The organism is Curtobacterium sp. CFBP9011, assembly GCF_034045095.1.
Classification (GTDB): Bacteria; Actinomycetota; Actinomycetes; order Actinomycetales; family Microbacteriaceae; genus Curtobacterium.
The window spans coordinates 393,447-409,893 of sequence record NZ_JAXCWN010000001.1 but is presented as its reverse complement, the minus strand read 5'-3'; the positions used below and the strand labels follow the sequence as shown (position 1 = coordinate 409,893).

14 protein-coding genes are annotated in these 16,447 nt (G+C 70.6%); 4 read left to right on the top strand and 10 right to left on the bottom strand.

Features of this window, described 5'->3' with window-relative positions; translation table 11 throughout:
* Positions 1-39: 39 nt before the first annotated feature.
* From proB to rplU, 4 genes are all read right to left on the bottom strand, one after another.
* Positions 40-876, bottom strand: a complete 837-nt coding sequence (gene proB / locus SOM35_RS01930) for a glutamate 5-kinase (protein ID WP_320514199.1) — start codon at positions 874-876, stop codon at positions 40-42.
* 4 nt (positions 877-880) lie between these two features.
* The gene (gene obgE, locus SOM35_RS01925; RefSeq protein WP_221850536.1) at positions 881-2,425 is read right to left on the bottom strand and encodes a GTPase ObgE; all 1,545 of its coding nucleotides are present in this window, start codon (positions 2,423-2,425) and stop codon (positions 881-883) included.
* Positions 2,426-2,510: 85 nt separating this feature from the next.
* A complete protein-coding gene (rpmA, locus tag SOM35_RS01920) occupies positions 2,511-2,762 on the bottom strand; it encodes a 50S ribosomal protein L27 (RefSeq protein WP_110903977.1) in 252 nt (83 codons plus the stop codon).
* 13 nt (positions 2,763-2,775) lie between these two features.
* Entirely contained in the window at positions 2,776-3,084 is a 309-nt protein-coding gene (gene rplU, locus SOM35_RS01915; RefSeq protein ID WP_111052511.1) for a 50S ribosomal protein L21, read from the bottom strand.
* 176 nt (positions 3,085-3,260) lie between these two features.
* Here rplU and SOM35_RS01910 point away from each other — a divergent pair, with 176 nt between their 5' ends.
* Positions 3,261-3,548, top strand: a complete 288-nt coding sequence (locus SOM35_RS01910) for a DUF4031 domain-containing protein (RefSeq protein ID WP_221850535.1) — start codon at positions 3,261-3,263, stop codon at positions 3,546-3,548.
* A 101-nt stretch (positions 3,549-3,649) separates the two neighbouring features.
* On the opposite strand, the gene SOM35_RS01905 is transcribed toward SOM35_RS01910, so the two are convergent.
* Both SOM35_RS01905 and SOM35_RS01900 read right to left on the bottom strand, forming a co-directional pair.
* Complete coding sequence (locus tag SOM35_RS01905) at positions 3,650-4,150, bottom strand: hypothetical protein (protein ID WP_320514198.1); 501 nt, start codon at positions 4,148-4,150, stop codon at positions 3,650-3,652.
* 130 nt (positions 4,151-4,280) lie between these two features.
* On the bottom strand, positions 4,281-7,442 hold the full coding sequence (locus SOM35_RS01900; protein WP_320514197.1) for an Rne/Rng family ribonuclease: 3,162 nt from the start codon (positions 7,440-7,442) through the stop codon (positions 4,281-4,283).
* Between the two features lie 327 nt (positions 7,443-7,769).
* On the opposite strand from SOM35_RS01900, the gene SOM35_RS01895 reads away from it, so the two are divergent.
* Together SOM35_RS01895 and SOM35_RS01890 are read left to right on the top strand one after the other, a co-directional pair.
* Positions 7,770-8,375, top strand: a complete 606-nt coding sequence (locus SOM35_RS01895) for a vitamin K epoxide reductase family protein (RefSeq protein ID WP_221850532.1) — start codon at positions 7,770-7,772, stop codon at positions 8,373-8,375.
* A gap of 145 nt (positions 8,376-8,520) precedes the next feature.
* Positions 8,521-9,381, top strand: a complete 861-nt coding sequence (locus tag SOM35_RS01890; RefSeq protein WP_320514196.1) for a DsbA family protein — start codon at positions 8,521-8,523, stop codon at positions 9,379-9,381.
* A 107-nt stretch (positions 9,382-9,488) separates the two neighbouring features.
* Here the strand turns inward: SOM35_RS01890 and ndk are convergent, their stop codons facing one another.
* From ndk to ileS, 4 genes are read right to left on the bottom strand one after another with little or no spacing between them, the layout of a single operon-like run.
* A complete protein-coding gene (gene ndk, locus SOM35_RS01885) occupies positions 9,489-9,908 on the bottom strand; it encodes a nucleoside-diphosphate kinase (protein ID WP_111076204.1) in 420 nt (139 codons plus the stop codon).
* A 35-nt stretch (positions 9,909-9,943) separates the two neighbouring features.
* The gene (locus tag SOM35_RS01880; RefSeq protein ID WP_146248243.1) at positions 9,944-10,360 is read right to left on the bottom strand and encodes a DUF4233 domain-containing protein; all 417 of its coding nucleotides are present in this window, start codon (positions 10,358-10,360) and stop codon (positions 9,944-9,946) included.
* Entirely contained in the window at positions 10,357-11,829 is a 1,473-nt protein-coding gene (locus tag SOM35_RS01875; protein WP_320514195.1) for a bifunctional folylpolyglutamate synthase/dihydrofolate synthase, read from the bottom strand. Before SOM35_RS01875 ends, SOM35_RS01880 begins: the two co-directional genes overlap by 4 nt.
* Entirely contained in the window at positions 11,826-15,107 is a 3,282-nt protein-coding gene (gene ileS, locus SOM35_RS01870) for an isoleucine--tRNA ligase (RefSeq protein WP_320514194.1), read from the bottom strand. The genes SOM35_RS01875 and ileS overlap by 4 nt, the downstream gene beginning before the upstream one ends.
* Before the next feature lie 254 nt (positions 15,108-15,361).
* Here ileS and SOM35_RS01865 point away from each other — a divergent pair, with 254 nt between their 5' ends.
* Positions 15,362-16,435, top strand: a complete 1,074-nt coding sequence (locus tag SOM35_RS01865) for a cation diffusion facilitator family transporter (RefSeq protein ID WP_320514193.1) — start codon at positions 15,362-15,364, stop codon at positions 16,433-16,435.
* Positions 16,436-16,447: the final 12 nt, after the last annotated feature.

Sequence of the window (16,447 nt, the reverse complement as noted above, 5' to 3'; positions counted from 1 at the left end):
GGACTGGAGGCGTGCCTCCCGTCCGCCCTGCAGCCAGCGTCAGGCGCGTGGTGCGGCCCGGAACCAGGTGCCGACGTGCTCGCCACCGAGCGCGCGCTCGACGAGCGCGGTGGCCGTGACGAGGACGGACGTGCCGGCCTCGGCCGCCAGGCGGGCCGCGGCGACCTTGGTGCCGGCTCCCCCGGTGCCCACCCCGGCTGCCCCGATCGACCCGAAGGTGACCCCGGCGAGCTCGTCGCCGAAGGGGACCTCGTCGATGCGGGTGGCGCCGGGCTGCTCCGGCGGCTTCGTGTACAGGGCCTCGACGTCGGAGAGCAGCACCAGTGCGTCTGCCTCGACCTGTCGGGCGACGAGCGCCGCGAGCCGGTCGTTGTCGCCGAACCGGATCTCGTGGGTGGCGACGGTGTCGTTCTCGTTCACGATCGGCAGCACCCGCAGTTCGAGCAGCCGGTTCATCGCCCGCCGGGCGTTCACCCGGTGCGTGGGGTTCTGCAGGTCGCCCGCGGTGAGCAGGACCTGCGCCGCGGTCACCCCGTGCCGGTCGAGTTCCTTCTGGTACCGGAAGACCAGCACCGCCTGCCCGGTCGCTGCTGCGGCCTGCTGCGTGGCGAGGTCCTCCGGACGCCCCTCGAGCCCCAGGAACGGGAACCCCGTGGCGATGGCGCCGGAGGAGACCAGGACGACCTCGGTGCCCCGGCGGTAGGCGCCGACCAGGGCGTCGACGAGCGGACCGATCTGCGAGGCGTTGTCACCGCTGACCGAGGACGAACCGACCTTCACGACGATCCGGCGGGCGCGCGGGATGTCCGCACGCTCCGCGACGATGCCCGGTCCGGGCACGGTGTCCGAGCTCGCCCCGGTGTTCGCTCCGGCCATGTGCTCAGTCGCGCTCGGACGTCGTCTGCTCGACCGACTCGGCCGCGGTGTCGTCGTCTGCCCACAGGCCGGCGATGCGCTCCTGCTCGAGCTCGGCACGGGCTGCGGCCTTGGCGTCCATCCGCTCGAAGTAGTCCGAACGACGCTCGTTGCGCGTGGGGCGGGCGTTGAGGTCGAGTCGGGAGTCCGTCCCGCGGGCGCTCGTGATGAGTTCCGCGGTGGAGGTCAGGGTCGGCTCCCAGTCGAAGATCATGCCGCCCTCGCCACCGATGACCACGGTGGACCCGGCGACGGCTCCGGCCTTGAACAGACCGTCCTCGACCCCGAGCTTGGCGAGCCGGTCGGCCAGGTAGCCGATCGCCTCTTCGTTGGTGAAGTCGGTCTGCTGCACCCAGCGCTCGGGCTTGCCGCCGCGGACGCGGTAGAAGCGGTGCTCCTCGCCGCCCTCGGCACGCACCGTGAAGGGCTTCTCGTCGACGGCCTTCGGACGGAGCACGATGCGCTCGACCGCGGGCTCGGCGGCGCGCTCGGTGCGGGCCTTCTCGACGACGTCGGCCAGGGCGAAGGTGAGCTCGCGCAGACCCTTGTGCGATGCGGTGGAGATCGGGAACACGCGGTAGCCGCGGGACTCGAACTCCGCCGTGACGAACGCGGCGAGCTCGGCGGCGTCCGGCACGTCGATCTTGTTGAGCGCGATGAGCTGCGGGCGCTCGAGCAGCGGGACCTGACCCTCGGGAACCGGGTACTGCTCGAGCTCGTGGAGGATCACGTCGAGGTCGCTGATCGGGTCGCGGCCGTTGTCGAGCGTGGCGCAGTCGATCACGTGCAGCAGGGCCTCGCAGCGCTCGACGTGGCGCAGGAACTCGAGGCCGAGGCCCTTGCCCTCGGACGCGCCCTCGATCAGACCCGGGACGTCGGCGACGGTGAAGCGCGTGCTGCCCGACTCGACGACACCGAGGTTCGGGGTCAGCGTGGTGAACGGGTAGTCGGCGATCTTCGGCTTGGCGGCCGAGATGGCGGCGATCAGCGAGGACTTGCCGGCACTCGGGTACCCGACCAGGGCGATGTCGGCGATGGTCTTCAGCTCGAGGCTGACGTCACCGCTCCAGCCGTGGGTGCCGAGCAGTGCGAAGCCCGGGGCCTTGCGCTTCGTGGTCGCGAGCGCGGCGTTGCCGAGACCGCCCTGGCCGCCGGGGCCGACGACGACGCGGATGCCGGGCTCGGTGAGGTCCGCGAGCACGTCGCCGTTCTCGTCGTACACGACCGTGCCGACGGGGACGGGCAGCTCGAGCGTGTCGCCACTGACCCCGCTGCGGTGGTCGCCCATGCCGGGCTGGCCGTTGCGGCTGGAGCGGTGCGGCGAGCGGTGGTAGCCGAGCAGCGTGGTGACCTGCGGGTCGGAGACGAGGACGATGTCGCCGCCGTCACCGCCGTTGCCGCCGTCGGGGCCCGCGAGGGGCTTGAACTTCTCGCGACGGACGGACACACAGCCGTTGCCGCCGTTGCCTGCTGAGAGGTGCAGCGTCACGCGGTCGACGAACGTCGCCATGGGTCACTCCTGTTGTTGTTCGGGGAAAAGCAAGGGAGGAGCAGGCACACGGCCTGCCCCTCCCGGTGAAGCTCGTCGTCAGCGACTACGCGTTGACGATGTTGATGACCTTGCGGCCACCCTTGGTGCCGAACTCGACCGCACCGGCCGAGAGGGCGAACAGCGTGTCGTCGCCACCGCGGCCGACGTTGGCGCCCGGGTGGAAGTGCGTGCCGCGCTGGCGGATGATGATCTCACCGGCGTTGACGACCTCGCCACCGAAGCGCTTCACGCCGAGGCGCTGAGCGTTCGAGTCGCGACCGTTGCGAGTGGAACTCGCACCCTTCTTGTGTGCCATGTCTGTCTCCCGCCTATGCGATCTTGGTGACCTTGACGCGCGTGAGGTCCGCGCGGAAGCCCTGGCGCTTCTTGTAACCGGTCTTGTTCTTGAACTTCTGGATGACGACCTTCGGGCCGCGGAGGTCGGCCAGGACCTCGGCGGTGACCGTCACGTTCGCGAGCTCGGCCGCGGCGGAGGTGATCTTGTCCCCGTCCACGAGGAGCACCGGCGCGAGGTCGATGTTGCCATTGTCGTCGGCCTTGATGCGGTCGATGGTGATGATCGAGCCGACCTCGACCTTCTCCTGACGGCCGCCGGCGCGCACTACTGCGTAAACCACGTGGAATCCTTACGTAACTCTGCTTGAGGGAAGTCTCGGGTGCCCACTTCTGCGCGAGCGTCCTGAGTGACCCCGGGACGATCGGCGACGCAGGCAGAACGGCCCGCTGACACCAGGGATCGAGAATACTCGATCCGACCAGGCGGGTCAAACGCCGACACGCGTACGATCGAGGGATGACCGTGCTGATCGATCCCCCGGCCTGGCCCGCGCACGACACGCTCTGGTCACACCTGGTCAGTGACTCATCCTACGACGAGCTGCACGCCTTCGCCGACCGGGCGGGCGTCCCACGGCGCGCGTTCGACCACGACCACTACGACGTGCCGCAGGACCGCTACGCCGAACTGGTGGCCTCCGGGGCCTCGGCCGTGACCGGGCGGGAACTGGTGCTGCGCCTGATCGCCAGCGGACTACGGGTCCCCCAGCGCGACAAGCGGAAGCCGTCCCGCACGGAGCACTGACCACCGACTCCGACCTGCCGGGCAAGTCGGGTTCCGCGGACTCCCCGGACCGGCGTGTCGCGGTGCGGCAGCGCGGGCGTCGCGGTGCGGCAGTGCAGGCGTCAGCGCGGGTGTCGCCCGAGCCACAGCCACGCGGCCGTCGCCGAGCCGACGAGCATCAGGGTCATCGGCAGCCCGAGCTGCAGCGGCGTGGTGACGGCCTCCACGAGCAGTCGACCGAGTCCGGAGCCCAGGCCCCGCTGCTGGACGGCGCCGTACGCCCCGGTGGTGACGCCGACCAGGGCCAGCGCCACCGTCCCCGCAGCGCCCGCCAGGACGGCGCGCAGGAGCACGACGGGCAGCGGCGCACGGGGCACCACCGGCACCAGGAACACCAGCACCAGGAAGGCCGCCAGCCAGAACGGGAACCGGGCGACGAAGACGTTCTGCACGAACGCCTCGACCAGGCTCGTGCCGCCGTGGCTCCGGAACGGCCCGACGATCGTGCTCGTGCCGACCAGGCCGATCAGTCCAGCCAGGAACTCGACCAGGACGACGCTGACCACCGCGAGGGCGGCACCCGTCGTCGCCAGCGTGGAGACCCCGGGCACCACGACGGTCACACGGACCGAGCGGGACCCGGACGGTCCCGGCGGGGGCACCGCGCGCGGCGGCACGGCACCCCAGCCGGATCCGGGCCGGTCGTGACCCGCAGCCGGGCCACGACCGGTCGGACGCTGCTCGTCCGTCACATCACTGCCCGAGGATGACGGTGCCGTCGCCCTCGGTGGCCGTCGGGTTCGCCGGGGCACTGATGCTGCCCGACGAGACGCGACGCGACCGCGCACGACCCTGACCGGGCTGCTTCGGCTCCGGCAGTGCCTGCAGCACCGAGTCCAGGAGCGACTCCGCAGCCTCCTCGCTCACCCGACGCGGTTCGCGCTTGGCGACCCCGACCGGGATGTCGAGGATGGCGACCGTGGTGTCGGCCGGCGTGACCGGGGCCGACGAGCTGACCCGACGGCGACCGGCGGGGCGCTCCTTGGGCGCGGCAGCCGGCTGCTCGGCGGCGGCAGCGGACCGCTGCGCCGACGAGGACTCCGCCGGTGCGGACTCGGATCGCGTGGACCGCGTGTGGACACCCGTCGTCGTCGCGGGGAGCACGACCTCCGGAGCGGGCGTCTCGAGCGGCGCGTGCTGCGCCTCCGGGGCGTCCGGGGCCTGCGGCGCCTGCTGGCTGTCGCCCGAGGCCTGCTGCGCATCGGCGGGCGCCTGCTGCGCATCCGTGCTCGCCTGCTGGGCATCACCGGCACGGCTGCCACGACGGCGGCGACGCTTCGAGCCGCCGGTCGACTCGCTCGGTGCCTCGGCCGCGGGGGCGACCGGCGACGTGGGCATGACCGGCGACGCGGCACCGGCGATGCCGGTGACCGGCACGTCGGACTCCTCGTGCGGGATCGTCGACGCGGCGATCCGGGACAGCGCGTGCTTCACGTCGTCCGTGATCTGGTGCGCCTGCGACGCCTTCGGCTCGGCCGCGGGGGCGGTGCCGTTCCCGTTGCCGTTGCCGTTCCCGCCACGGGGCTTGCGACGGCCCTTGGTCGGGCCCGGGTCGGCGTTGTTGTCGTTGACCTTGGCGTTGACCTCGTCGAGCGACTCGCGCAGGCCGACACCGATCTTCTTGCGGGTCATCTGGACGAGACCGAGCGAGGTGACCTCGGCCACCTGGTGCTTGGTCCGGTCGCGGCTCAGGCACTCCATGAGACGACGGAGCACGAGGTCCCGGTTCTCCTCGAGCACCATGTCGATGAAGTCGACGACGATGATGCCGCCGATGTCGCGCAGACGCAGCTGACGGACGAGCTCCTCGGCGGCCTCGAGGTTGTTCTTCGTGACCGTCTCCTCGAGGTTGCCCCCGGAGCCGACGAACTTGCCGGTGTTCACGTCGACGACCGTCATGGCCTCGGTGCGGTCGATCACGAGCGAACCACCGGAGGGCAGCCAGACCTTGCGGTCGAGCGCCTTCTCGATCTGCTCGTTGATCCGGTGCTCCTCGAACGAGTCCGGGCCCTGGTAGAGCTCGACGCGGTCCTTGAGGTCCGGCGCGACGGCCGACAGGTACTCGTCGATCGTCTCGCGGGCGGACTCGCCGTCGATGATGAGCTTGGTGAAGTCCTCGTTGAAGACGTCACGGACGATCTTCACGAGCAGGTCGGGCTCGGAGTGCAGCATGACCGGCGCCTGGCCGCTCTGGACCTTCTTCTCGATGGCCTCCCACTGGCTGGTGAGGCGCTGCACGTCGCGCGTCAGCTGGTCCTCGGTGGCGCCCTCGGCCGCGGTGCGCACGATGACGCCGGCGTGCTCGGGGAGGACCTCCTTGAGGATCTTCTTGAGACGGGCACGCTCGGTGTCCGGCAGCTTGCGGGAGATCCCGTTCATCGAGCCGTTCGGCACGTAGACCAGGTAGCGGCCCGGCAGGGACACCTGGCTGGTCAGGCGCGCACCCTTGTGGCCGACCGGGTCCTTCGTGACCTGCACGAGGACCTTGTCGCCCGGCTTGAGCGCGGCCTCGATGCGACGGCCGTGGCTGGTGTCGACGGAGTTCCAGTCGACCTCACCGGCGTAGAGGACGGCGTTCCGACCGCGGCCGATGTCGACGAAGGCGGCCTCCATCGACGGCAGGACGTTCTGCACCTTGCCGAGGTAGACGTTGCCGATCAGCGACACGTTCTGCGACTTGGTGACGTAGTGCTCGGCGAGGACGTTGTCCTCGAGCACGCCGATCTCGATGGTCGAGGAGCTCGACCGGACGATCATCTGGCGGTCGACGCTCTCGCGGCGTGCGAGGAACTCGTCCTCGGTCACGACCTGACGGCGGCGTCCGGCGTCACGGCCGTCACGGCGGCGCTGCTTCTTCGCCTCGAGCCGTGTGGAGCCCTTGATGCGCTGCGGCTCGGTGATCAGCTCGGGCTCGCGGCGGCGCGGTTCGGCCTGCTCGCGGTCACTGCTGCTCCCCCGGCGGCGGGTCCGGCGGCGGCTGCCACCCTGCTCCTCGCGGTCCTCGTCGTCCCAGCGGTCGGAACGATCGGAACGGTCGACCCGGTCGGTGCGCTCGTCGCGCGCCGGTCGGTCGTCGCGGTCGTCGCGCTCGTCGCGCTCGTACCGGTCCGAACGGTCGTACCGGTCGTTCCGGCCCGAGCGGGAGCCGCGTCCGGAACGCTCGGGGCGGTCGGAACGGTCGTACCGGTCGCCGCGGTCACGGTCGTGGACGCGCTCGGAACGGGCCGGCAGCTCCGGCAGCACCGGGGCGTGGAAGATCAGGCTGAGCGTGCTCGTCGCCTTCGGGACGAACGGCTCGGCAGGTGCCGGTGCGGTCGTGTCGTCGGGACGGGAGGCCCGTTCCGCGTCCGGCACGTCGGTTCCGTCCGTCGTCGTGGCCGCGTCGGTGCCCTCGGCGGCGTCGGTCGGTGCCGCCTCAGCCGACTGGGCGTCCTGCTCGGCGCCGTCGCTGACGACGGGGATGTCGCCCGTCAGCGTGCTGACGTCCTCCGGCGCGGTGCTCGCACCCGAGGTCGTGTCGACGACGACCTCGACGGCCGGGGCCGACTCGACCGGGGCCGCCTCGACCGGGGCCGCCTCGACGTCGGCCTCGGCCGTGTCGGTGACGTCCGCGGTGTCCGTCACGTCGGCCCCGTCGGAGGCGTCGAGCGCCTCGGCGACGTCGACCGCGGGTGCCGCTGCGGGCGCCTCGTCGACCTCGTCCGAGGCGACCGTCTCGACGGCGTCGGTCGACGTGTCGGACGGGTCACGGGCCTCCAGGCCGCCGGACCGGGCGCGACGGCCGCCGAACAGGCGGGTCCGGCGCTTCGGCGCGTCGTCGGTGTTCTGGTTCTGGTTCTCGTTCTGCTCCACCATGGACTGGTGCACTCCTCGACCCCGCACTCACCCGCGAGGGTGGCGGGAACTCTCTCGTATCGGTGCGGGCGGCGACTCCGCCCCCGCGCTCGCTGCTGTCAGTGACCGATCGGCGTCTCGTCCGCGCCCGGTCGTCGTGGGCACCCGGCTCACGGCGGCTCGGCGTCGGAGGTGACGCGTCGTCCGGTCACGGTGCTCTGTCACAGCACCATCACGTCCGGGCGGTGGCCCGGCAAGTTCTCGTCGTCACCCGGATCGGCCGGGTGACTCCCCCATCATCGCACGCGGTCAGGGAGAACGCCGGGAGGCCCGTGCGAAGATGACGCCGTGAGTTCGACGTCTGTTGCTCCCCGCCGTCCCGTCGCCGTCGCGATCCTGCTGATCGTGACGGGTGCCGTCGGGCTGTTCGCCGCCTTCAACCTGGTGGTGGACGAGTTCGCGAAGTACGAGAACCCACAGAAGGTACTGACGTGTGACGTCAGTCCGTTCCTCAACTGCTCGAACGTCATGACGACGTGGCAGGGGCACCTGTTCGGCTTCCCGAACCCGCTGCTCGGCATGATGGGCTTCGTCGCGCCGATCGCCGTCGGTGTCGCGCTGTTGGCGGGCTTCCGCGGGACGAAGTGGTTCTGGGTCCTCTTCAACGCCGGCCTGTTCCTGGCCTGGGTCTTCGTCACCTGGCTGTTCACGCAGACCGTCTGGTTCATCGGGTACCTCTGCCTCTGGTGCATGCTCGTCTGGGCCATGACGATCCCGCTGTTCTGGGTGTTCACGGTCTGGAACCTGGCGAAGGGCAACCTGCCGTTCGGCGCCGGCGCACGTCGGGTGGGCCGCGCGCTCCTGCCGTTCTGCTGGGCGATACCGCTGGCGAACATCCTGTTCATCATCGTGACGATCCTGGTCAAGTTCCCGCTGCTCCTCAGCACGCTCTAACCGTCTGCGCTCACGCGCGGACCGCGCACGCACCACGCACAGGCCGCGCCGGGCGCGCCTCCGCGGTGACGTGTCACCTGATTCCTGGGGTCTTCCCAGCGCAGGGACCCGGTCCCGACGGTCGGAGCCGTTACGCTCGTTCCCGATGAGCGACAACGAGAGCAAGAAGGCGCGCCGCAACGCCGCGCGCGAGCGTGCCCGCGAGGCCCGCCAGAAGGAGCAGGCCCGCCGCCGACGGAACAAGACGTTCCTGATCAGCGGCATCATCGTCGGCGCCCTTGCGGTCGTCGCGATCGTCGTGCTCGTGGTCGCGAACTCGATCCAGCCCGTCGGGCCCGGACCGAAGAACATGGCGAGCGACGGCATCCTGCTCACCGGCAAGAGCGGCAAGATCGTCCCCGTCGAGACGAAGGCGATCCCCGAGGGCGGCAAGCCGACGGCGACGAAGCAGGACGACTCGGTCGCGAACATCACCGTGTACGAGGACTACATGTGCCCGATCTGCAACCAGTTCGAGACGGGCAACATGACCCAGATCAAGCAGTGGGTCAAGGACGGCACCGCCACCCTCGAGGTGCACCCGTTCAACCTGCTCGACCGCTCCTCGCTCGGCTCGAAGTACTCGACCCGCTCGGCCGCCGCGGCCGCCTGCGTCGCGAACTACGACCCCGAGGCCTTCCTCGACGTCAACAGCGCCTTCTACGCGAACCAGCCGTCGGAGAACACCCGCGGTCTGACGAACGACGAGCTGGCCAAGATCGCGAAGAAGGCCGGCGCGACGAACGCGAAGGTGCAGTCCTGCATCACCGACCAGAAGTTCACCGCCTGGGTCGGTGACGCCACGAACCGCGTCCTGACCCAGCCGCTCGCCAACTCCGACCTGCCGAAGCTGACCGGTACGCCGACCGTCATCGTCAACGGCAAGCAGTACAACGGCACCGGCACCAACGCCTGGTCCGACGCGCAGTCGTTCGCCTCCTTCGTGGAGCAGAACGGCGGCAAGTAGCCACCGGACACGAGGAAGGCCCCCGCACTCTCGAGTGCGGGGGCCTTCCTCGTTGCGACTCGGCTCAGCCAGAGCAGCTCGGCTCAGCCAGATCGGCTGGCCTCAGCTCAGGCGAACCAGAGGCCGAGCTCGCGCGCGGCGGACTCGGTCGAGTCGGAGCCGTGCACCAGGTTCTGCTGGACCTTGAGGCCCCAGTCGCGGCCCAGGTCACCACGGATGGTGCCCGGCGCGGCGGAGGTCGGGTCGGTGGTGCCGGCGAGCGAACGGAACCCGGCGATGACGCCGTTGCCCGCGACGCGGACGGCGACGACCGGACCGGACTGCATGAACTCGACGAGCGGCTCGAAGAACGGCTTGCCCTGGTGCTCTTCGTAGTGGCTGTCGAGCAGGTCGCGCGGCGCGGTCAGCATCTTCAGGTCGACGATCTCGTAGCCCTTGGCCTCGATCCGGCGGAGGATCTCACCGGTGAGCTGGCGGGCGACGCCGTCGGGCTTGACGAGGACGAGGGTCTCTTCGAGTTCGGACACAGCGGGACTCCCTGCGGTTCGGGGGTGGTGGTGGGTCAGTCCTCGCCGAGTGCGGCTCGGCGGGCGGCGTTCTGGCGGTCGAGCTGACCGCCCTTGACGAAGCAGAACACCCACAGCGCCAGGAACACCACGCCCACCGCGACCATGAAGGGCTCGATGAACCCGGTGGCGAGGATGGCCGCCTGCAGCAGCCACCCGAACCATACACCGGCCCGGGAACCGGTCAGACGGGACGCGAGGGCCAGGATCACGATCGCCGCGATCCCGCCGCCGAAGGCCAGCCCGGCCGGCAGGGTGTGCTTGCCGAAGACGACGAGCATCGGGAAGAAGAACATGATCGCCTCGAGCACCAGGGTGATCGACAGCAGGCTCTCGCGCGCCCCACGGTCACGACGCGGACGTCGCATCCGGGGTGCCCGCGGCGGCCGGGAGGCCCGTCCTGCGTCCGTCACTTCGACCCGCCTTCCCGGTGCACGAGTTCCATCACGGCGCCGACCATGACGATCGAGCCGGCGACCAGGACCATCGCGTCCTCGGCGTCGGCGTCGTCGGCCAGGTCACGGGCCTCCTGGAGGGCGCCGGCGAGCGACGGCTCGACGACGACCCGGTCGTTGCCGACCTCGTCCACGACGACCCGGGCGAACTCGTCGGCGTCGAGCGCCCGCTCCCCCGGCGGCTGCGTCACGACGAACGTGGCGACGGTGTCCTTCAGGGCGCGGACGAACCCGCGGGCGTCCTTGTCGCGGAGGATCCCGACGACGCCGACGACGTGGTCGGACGGGAACGCCACCGGCAGCGCGTCGGCGAGGGCCTTCGCGCCGTGCGGGTTGTGCGCCGCGTCGACCACGACGGTCGGCCCGGTCGCGATCGGCTGCAGACGACCCGGGCTCGTTGCGTTCGCGAGCCCCTCGCTGAGGACGTCCTCGTCGAGGGCCTGGCTGCCGCGGCCGAGGAACGACTCGACGGCGGCGATGGCGACGGCCGCGTTGTGGGCCTGGTGTGCGCCGAACAGCGGCACGAACAGGTCGTCGTAGGTGCCGGCGATGCCCTGCACGCTGACGAGCTGTCCGCCGACGGCCGGGGTGTCGCTGGTGACCCGGAAGGCCGTCCCCTCGACCGCGAGGGTCGACTCGGTGAGTTCGGCGGCCCGCTCGAGTTCGGCGATGGCCTCGGGCGTCTGCGCACTCGACACCACGGACGAGGACGGCTTCACGATGCCCGACTTCGTCCGGGCGATCTCGGCGACGGTGTTGCCGAGCTGCTTCGCGTGGTCGATCGCGATCGGGGTGAAGACCTGCACCTGGCTCTGCACGACGTTGGTGGAGTCCCACTCGCCGCCCATGCCGACCTCGATCACGGCGACGTCGACGGGCGCCTCGGCGAAGCACGCGAGCGCCAGGACGGTCAGCGCTTCGAAGAACGTCAGCGGCAGCTCGCCCTTCGCGGTGAGCTCGGCGTCGGTCATCTCGAGGATCGGGGTGATGTCGTCCCAGTTCTCGACGAAGCGGCTCGACTCGATGGGCTCACCGTCGATGACGATGCGCTCCCGGATCGACACCAGGTGCGGGCTGGTCATCAGGCCGGTGCGCAGGCCGTGGGCGCGGACGATGCTCTCGGTCATCCGGGCGGTCGAGGTCTTGCCGTTCGTGCCGGTGATGTGGATGACCGGGTACGCCAGGTGCGGGTCGCCGAGCAGCTCGACGGCACGGCGGGTCGCGGTCAGGCGGTGCTCGGGCGACTGCTCGCCGATCCGGGCGTAGAGGGCGGCCTCGACGCGCTTGACCTCGTCGTCGTCACCGCCGTAGGGCAGGGCGTCGCCGGGGGCGGTGTCGCCGGCCGGCCCGACGGGGATCTCGACCCCGTCGGGCGCGGTGTCGTCCGTGTCGTCGTCGTGCGCGTCGTACTCGTTGCTGTCGCTCATGCGCGTGCCACCTCCACGGACACCTTCGCGTCGTCGCCGACCTCGGTCGCGGGGTCGTCCGCGCCGAAGTCGGTCGCGACGACGTCGATCGTCGTCGCCAGGGTCTCCCCGGCGATCAGCTGGTCGTGCTCGCGCACCGCGTCGGCGGCGGCGGTCGAGACCCGGAGCGTCAGTGCGATGCGGTCGCCGACGTCGAGTCCGGCGTCACGGCGGGCCTGCTGCACGGCGCGGACGACGTCGCGGGCCAGGCCCTCGGCCTCGAGCTCGGGCGTCGTGACGGTGTCGAGGACGACGAAGCCGCCGCCGTCCAGGAACGCCACGGCCGTCGCCGCGTCCGCGACCGTGAGGTCGAGGGTGTACTCGCCCTCGACCAGGTCGATGCCACCGACGGTGACGCCGGTCTCGGTCGCCACCCAGTCGCCCTTCTTGGCGGCCGGGATCACCTGCTGCACGGCCTTGCCGATGCGGGGGCCGGCGGCACGGGCGTTGACGGTGAGCTTCCGCTCGATGCCGTACTGCGCCAGCGACTCCTCGGCCTGCTCCTCGAGGACGACCCGCTTCACGTTGAGCTCGTCGCGGAGGATGTCCGCGAACGGCTCGACCGCGGCGGGGTCCGGCACGACGAGCGTCAGGGTCGCCAGCGGCAGGCGGACCCGCTTGCCGGTCGACTTGCGGAGTGCGAGTCCCTTCGAGGCGACGTCACGCACGCGGTCCATCGCCGCGACCAGGGCGTCGTCGGCCGGGAACTCGTCCGCCGACGGCCAGTCGGTCAGGTGCACACTGCGGTCGCCGGTCAGGCCCTTCCAGACCTCCTCCGTGACGAGCGGCGCCAGCGGCGCCGACACCCGGGCGAGTGTCTCGAGGACCGTGAACAGCGTGTCGAACGCGGCCGTCGCCTCTGCGGACGACTCGGCGCCCGCCCAGAACTTGTCGCGCGACCGGCGGACGTACCAGTTCGTGAGCACGTCGGCGAAGTCGCGGATCGCCTGGGCGGCCAGCGGGGTGTCGAGCGCGTCGAGGTGCGTCGTGACGTCCGCGACGAGGACCCGGGTCTTCGCGAGCAGGTACCGGTCGAGCACGTCGGTGCTCGCCGTGCTGCGGCTCGCCTGGTACCCCTCGGCGCCCGAGGCGTTCGCGTAGAGGGTGAAGAAGTAGTACGTCGACCACAGCGGCAGCAGGAACTCGCGGACGCCCTGGCGGATGCCCTCTTCCGTGACGACGAGGTTGCCGCCGCGGATCACCGACGACGACATCAGGAACCAGCGCATGGCGTCGGCTCCGTCGCGGTCGAAGACCTCGGACACGTCCGGGTAGTTCCGCAGGCTCTTCGACATCTTCTGACCGTCGGAGCCGAGCACGATGCCGTGGCTGATGACGTTCGTGAACGCCGGCCGATCGAACAGCGCGGTGGAGAGCACGTGCATGACGTAGAACCAGCCGCGGGTCTGCCCGATGTACTCGACGATGAAGTCGGCCGGGCTGTGGGCGTCGAACCACTCGGCGTTCTCGAACGGGTAGTGCACCTGGGCGTACGGCATCGACCCGGAGTCGAACCACACGTCGAACACGTCGGTGATCCGGCGCATCGTGGACTGCCCGGTGGGGTCGTCCGGGTTCGGGCGGGTCAGGTCGTCGATGAACGGGCGGTGCAGGTCGACCTGCCCCTCGGCGTTCAGCGGCAGGCGACCGAAGTCACGCTCGATCTCCGCGAGTGAGCCGTAGACGTCGGTACGGGGGTGCTCCGGGTCGTCCGACACCCAGACCGGGATCGGCGTGCCGAAGTAGCGGTTGCGGGACACCGACCAGTCGATGGCGTTGCCGACCCACTTGCCGAACTGGCCGTCCTTGACGTTGTCCGGCACCCAGTTGACGTCCTGGTTGAGCTCGCCCATGCGGTCGCGCAGCTCGGTCACGCGGACGAACCACGACGAGACGGCCTTGTAGATGAGGGGCTTACGGCAGCGCCAGCAGTGGGGGTAGCTGTGCTCGTAGGACGCCTGGCGGAGCAGACGTCCGGCGTCGCGCACGGCCTTCGTCAGCGGTTTGTTCGCGTCCGACCAGAGCATGCCGGCGACCTCGCCGAACTGGGACGTGAAGACGCCGCCGTCGTCGAGCGAGAGCACCACGGGGATGCCCGCGGCCGCGCAGACCTCTTGGTCGTCGGCACCGTAGGCCGGGGCCTGGTGCACGATGCCGGTGCCCTCGCCGGTCTCGACGTACTCGGCGACCAGGATCTTCCAGCCGTTCTCCATGCCCTCGGTCTCCGCCAAGAAGTCGAACAGGCGCTCGTAGGTGACGCCGTCGAGCTCCCGGCCCGCGACCGTGCGAGTGACGGCCTCGACGGCCTCCTCGGCCGACGCGTACCCGAGGTCCTTCGCGTGCGCGGCCACGGTGTCGGACGCGAGCAGGTACTGCGCCGAACCGGCGCTGCCACCGTCCGCCGCGCCTCCCGGCCCGGCCGGCACGACCGCGTAGGCGATCTCCGGACCGACCGCGAGCGCCGCGTTCGTCGGCAGGGTCCACGGCGTCGTCGTCCAGGCGAGGGCGCGCACGCCGGCCAGGCCGAGCTCGTCCGCCCGGGCGCCCGTCAGCGGGAACGCGACGGTGACGGACTGGTCCTGACGCGTCTTGTAGACGTCGTCGTCCATCCGCAGTTCGTGGTTCGACAGCGGCGTCTGGTCGTTCCAGCAGTACGGCAGGACCCGGAAGCCCTCGTACGCCAGGCCCTTGTCCCAGAGGGTCTTCCACGCCCAGAGGACGCTCTCCATGAAGGTGACGTCGAGGGTCTTGTAGTCGTCCTCGAAGTCGACCCAGCGCGCCTGGCGGGTGACGTACCGCTGCCAGTCGTCGGTGTACTGCAGGACGGACTTCTTGGCGGCGGCGTTGAACACGTCGATGCCCATGGCGTCGATCTCGTGCTTCTCGGTGATGCCGAGCTGCCGCATCGCCTCGAGTTCAGCGGGCAGGCCGTGCGTGTCCCACCCGAAGCGGCGGTGCACCTGCTTGCCGCGCATGGTCTGGTAGCGCGGGAAGACGTCCTTGGCGTAGCCGGTCAGCAGGTGCCCGTAGTGCGGCAGGCCGTTGGCGAACGGCGGGCCGTCGTAGAAGGTCCACTCGTCCGAGCCCTCGCGCTGCGCGATCGAGGCGCGGAAGGTGTCGTCGCCCTTCCAGAAGGCGAGGATGCCGTCCTCGACCGCGGGGAAGGACGGGGACGGGGAGACACCGTCCGCACCGTTCGACGGCTCGTTCGCGGGATCGCGGTTCAGGGGGTAACGCACCGGATGGCTCCTGGAGGTCGGTGGAACTGGACCACGAGGACGGAGCATGCGCTCCGCGGTACCACCTCGCTTGCCTCGGACCGGCGCGACCGCCTGTTCGTGACCACTCTGCGTCGGGGATGATGACGGTCCCGAACCCGTCCGGTTCTACTGACGACCCCCGTCGGGTGCCGCGTTCTTCCGGATGACTCCCCGGTGATGGCCGGATCGATGCCTGTGCACCCGACTCTACCGGACGAGAGCATGCTGGAGCGATGCCCTCGTCGACGTCATCCGAGGCTCCGGAGACCGCTCCGGACGCCTCGTCCTCCAGCTCGCAAGCGAAGCCGGAGTCCCTGCTCACCGTCCTCATCGCGTTCGGCGCGAACCTGCTCGTCGCCGTCGCGAAGTCCGTCGCCGCGATGCTCACCGGGTCCGCCTCGATGGTGGCCGAGGCCGCGCACTCGTGGGCGGACACCGGCAACGAGGTGTTCCTGCTCATCGCCGAACGCCGGGGTGCCCGGAAGCGCGACGCCCGGCATCCGCTCGGTTACGGCCGGGAGACCTACATCTGGTCGATGTTCGCCGCGTTCGGACTCTTCACCGCGGGTGCGATCGTGTCGATCTACCACGGCATCACCGAGCTCGGGGACACCGGACCGGCCGAGGACGTCATGCTCAACTACATCGTGCTGGGGGTGTCGTTCCTGCTCGAGGGCACGAGTTTCCTGCAGGCCTTCCGGCAGGCGCACGGTGCCGCGACGAAGCGCCGGGTGCCGGTCCTCCGCCACGTGCTGCAGTCGTCGAACCCGACGCTCCGAGCGGTGTTCGCCGAGGACGCCGCCGCGCTCGTCGGCCTGGTGATCGCGTTCCTCGGTGTCTTCCTGCACCAGGTCACGGGCCTCGCCGTGTTCGACGCCATCGGGTCGATCGCCGTCGGCCTGCTGCTCGGCGTCGTCGCGATCGTGTTGATCGACCGCAACCGCCGGTTCCTGCTCGGTGAGAGCACGTCGCCCGAGCTCGAGAACGCCGTGCTCGTCGAGCTGCTCACCCGCGACCAGGTCGAGAGCGTCAGCTACCTGCACCTGGAGTTCGTCGGCCCGTCGCGTGTCTACATGGTCGCCGCGGTCGACCTGGTCGGCAACGACACCGAGGAGCACGTCGCCGGCCGGCTCCGGAAGATCGAGCAGTCACTCGAGGACAGCCAGTACGTCGAGGAGGCCGTGCTCACGTTGTCCGTGCCGGGTGCGGCGGTCCTGGTGCCGACCGGGGACGAGATCCCCGAGGTCGTCAAGGACGGGACCGTCGAGGACGTCGCGGCCGGCGGCGCGGGGACCCTCCGCGCCTGACCGGGCCGCGGG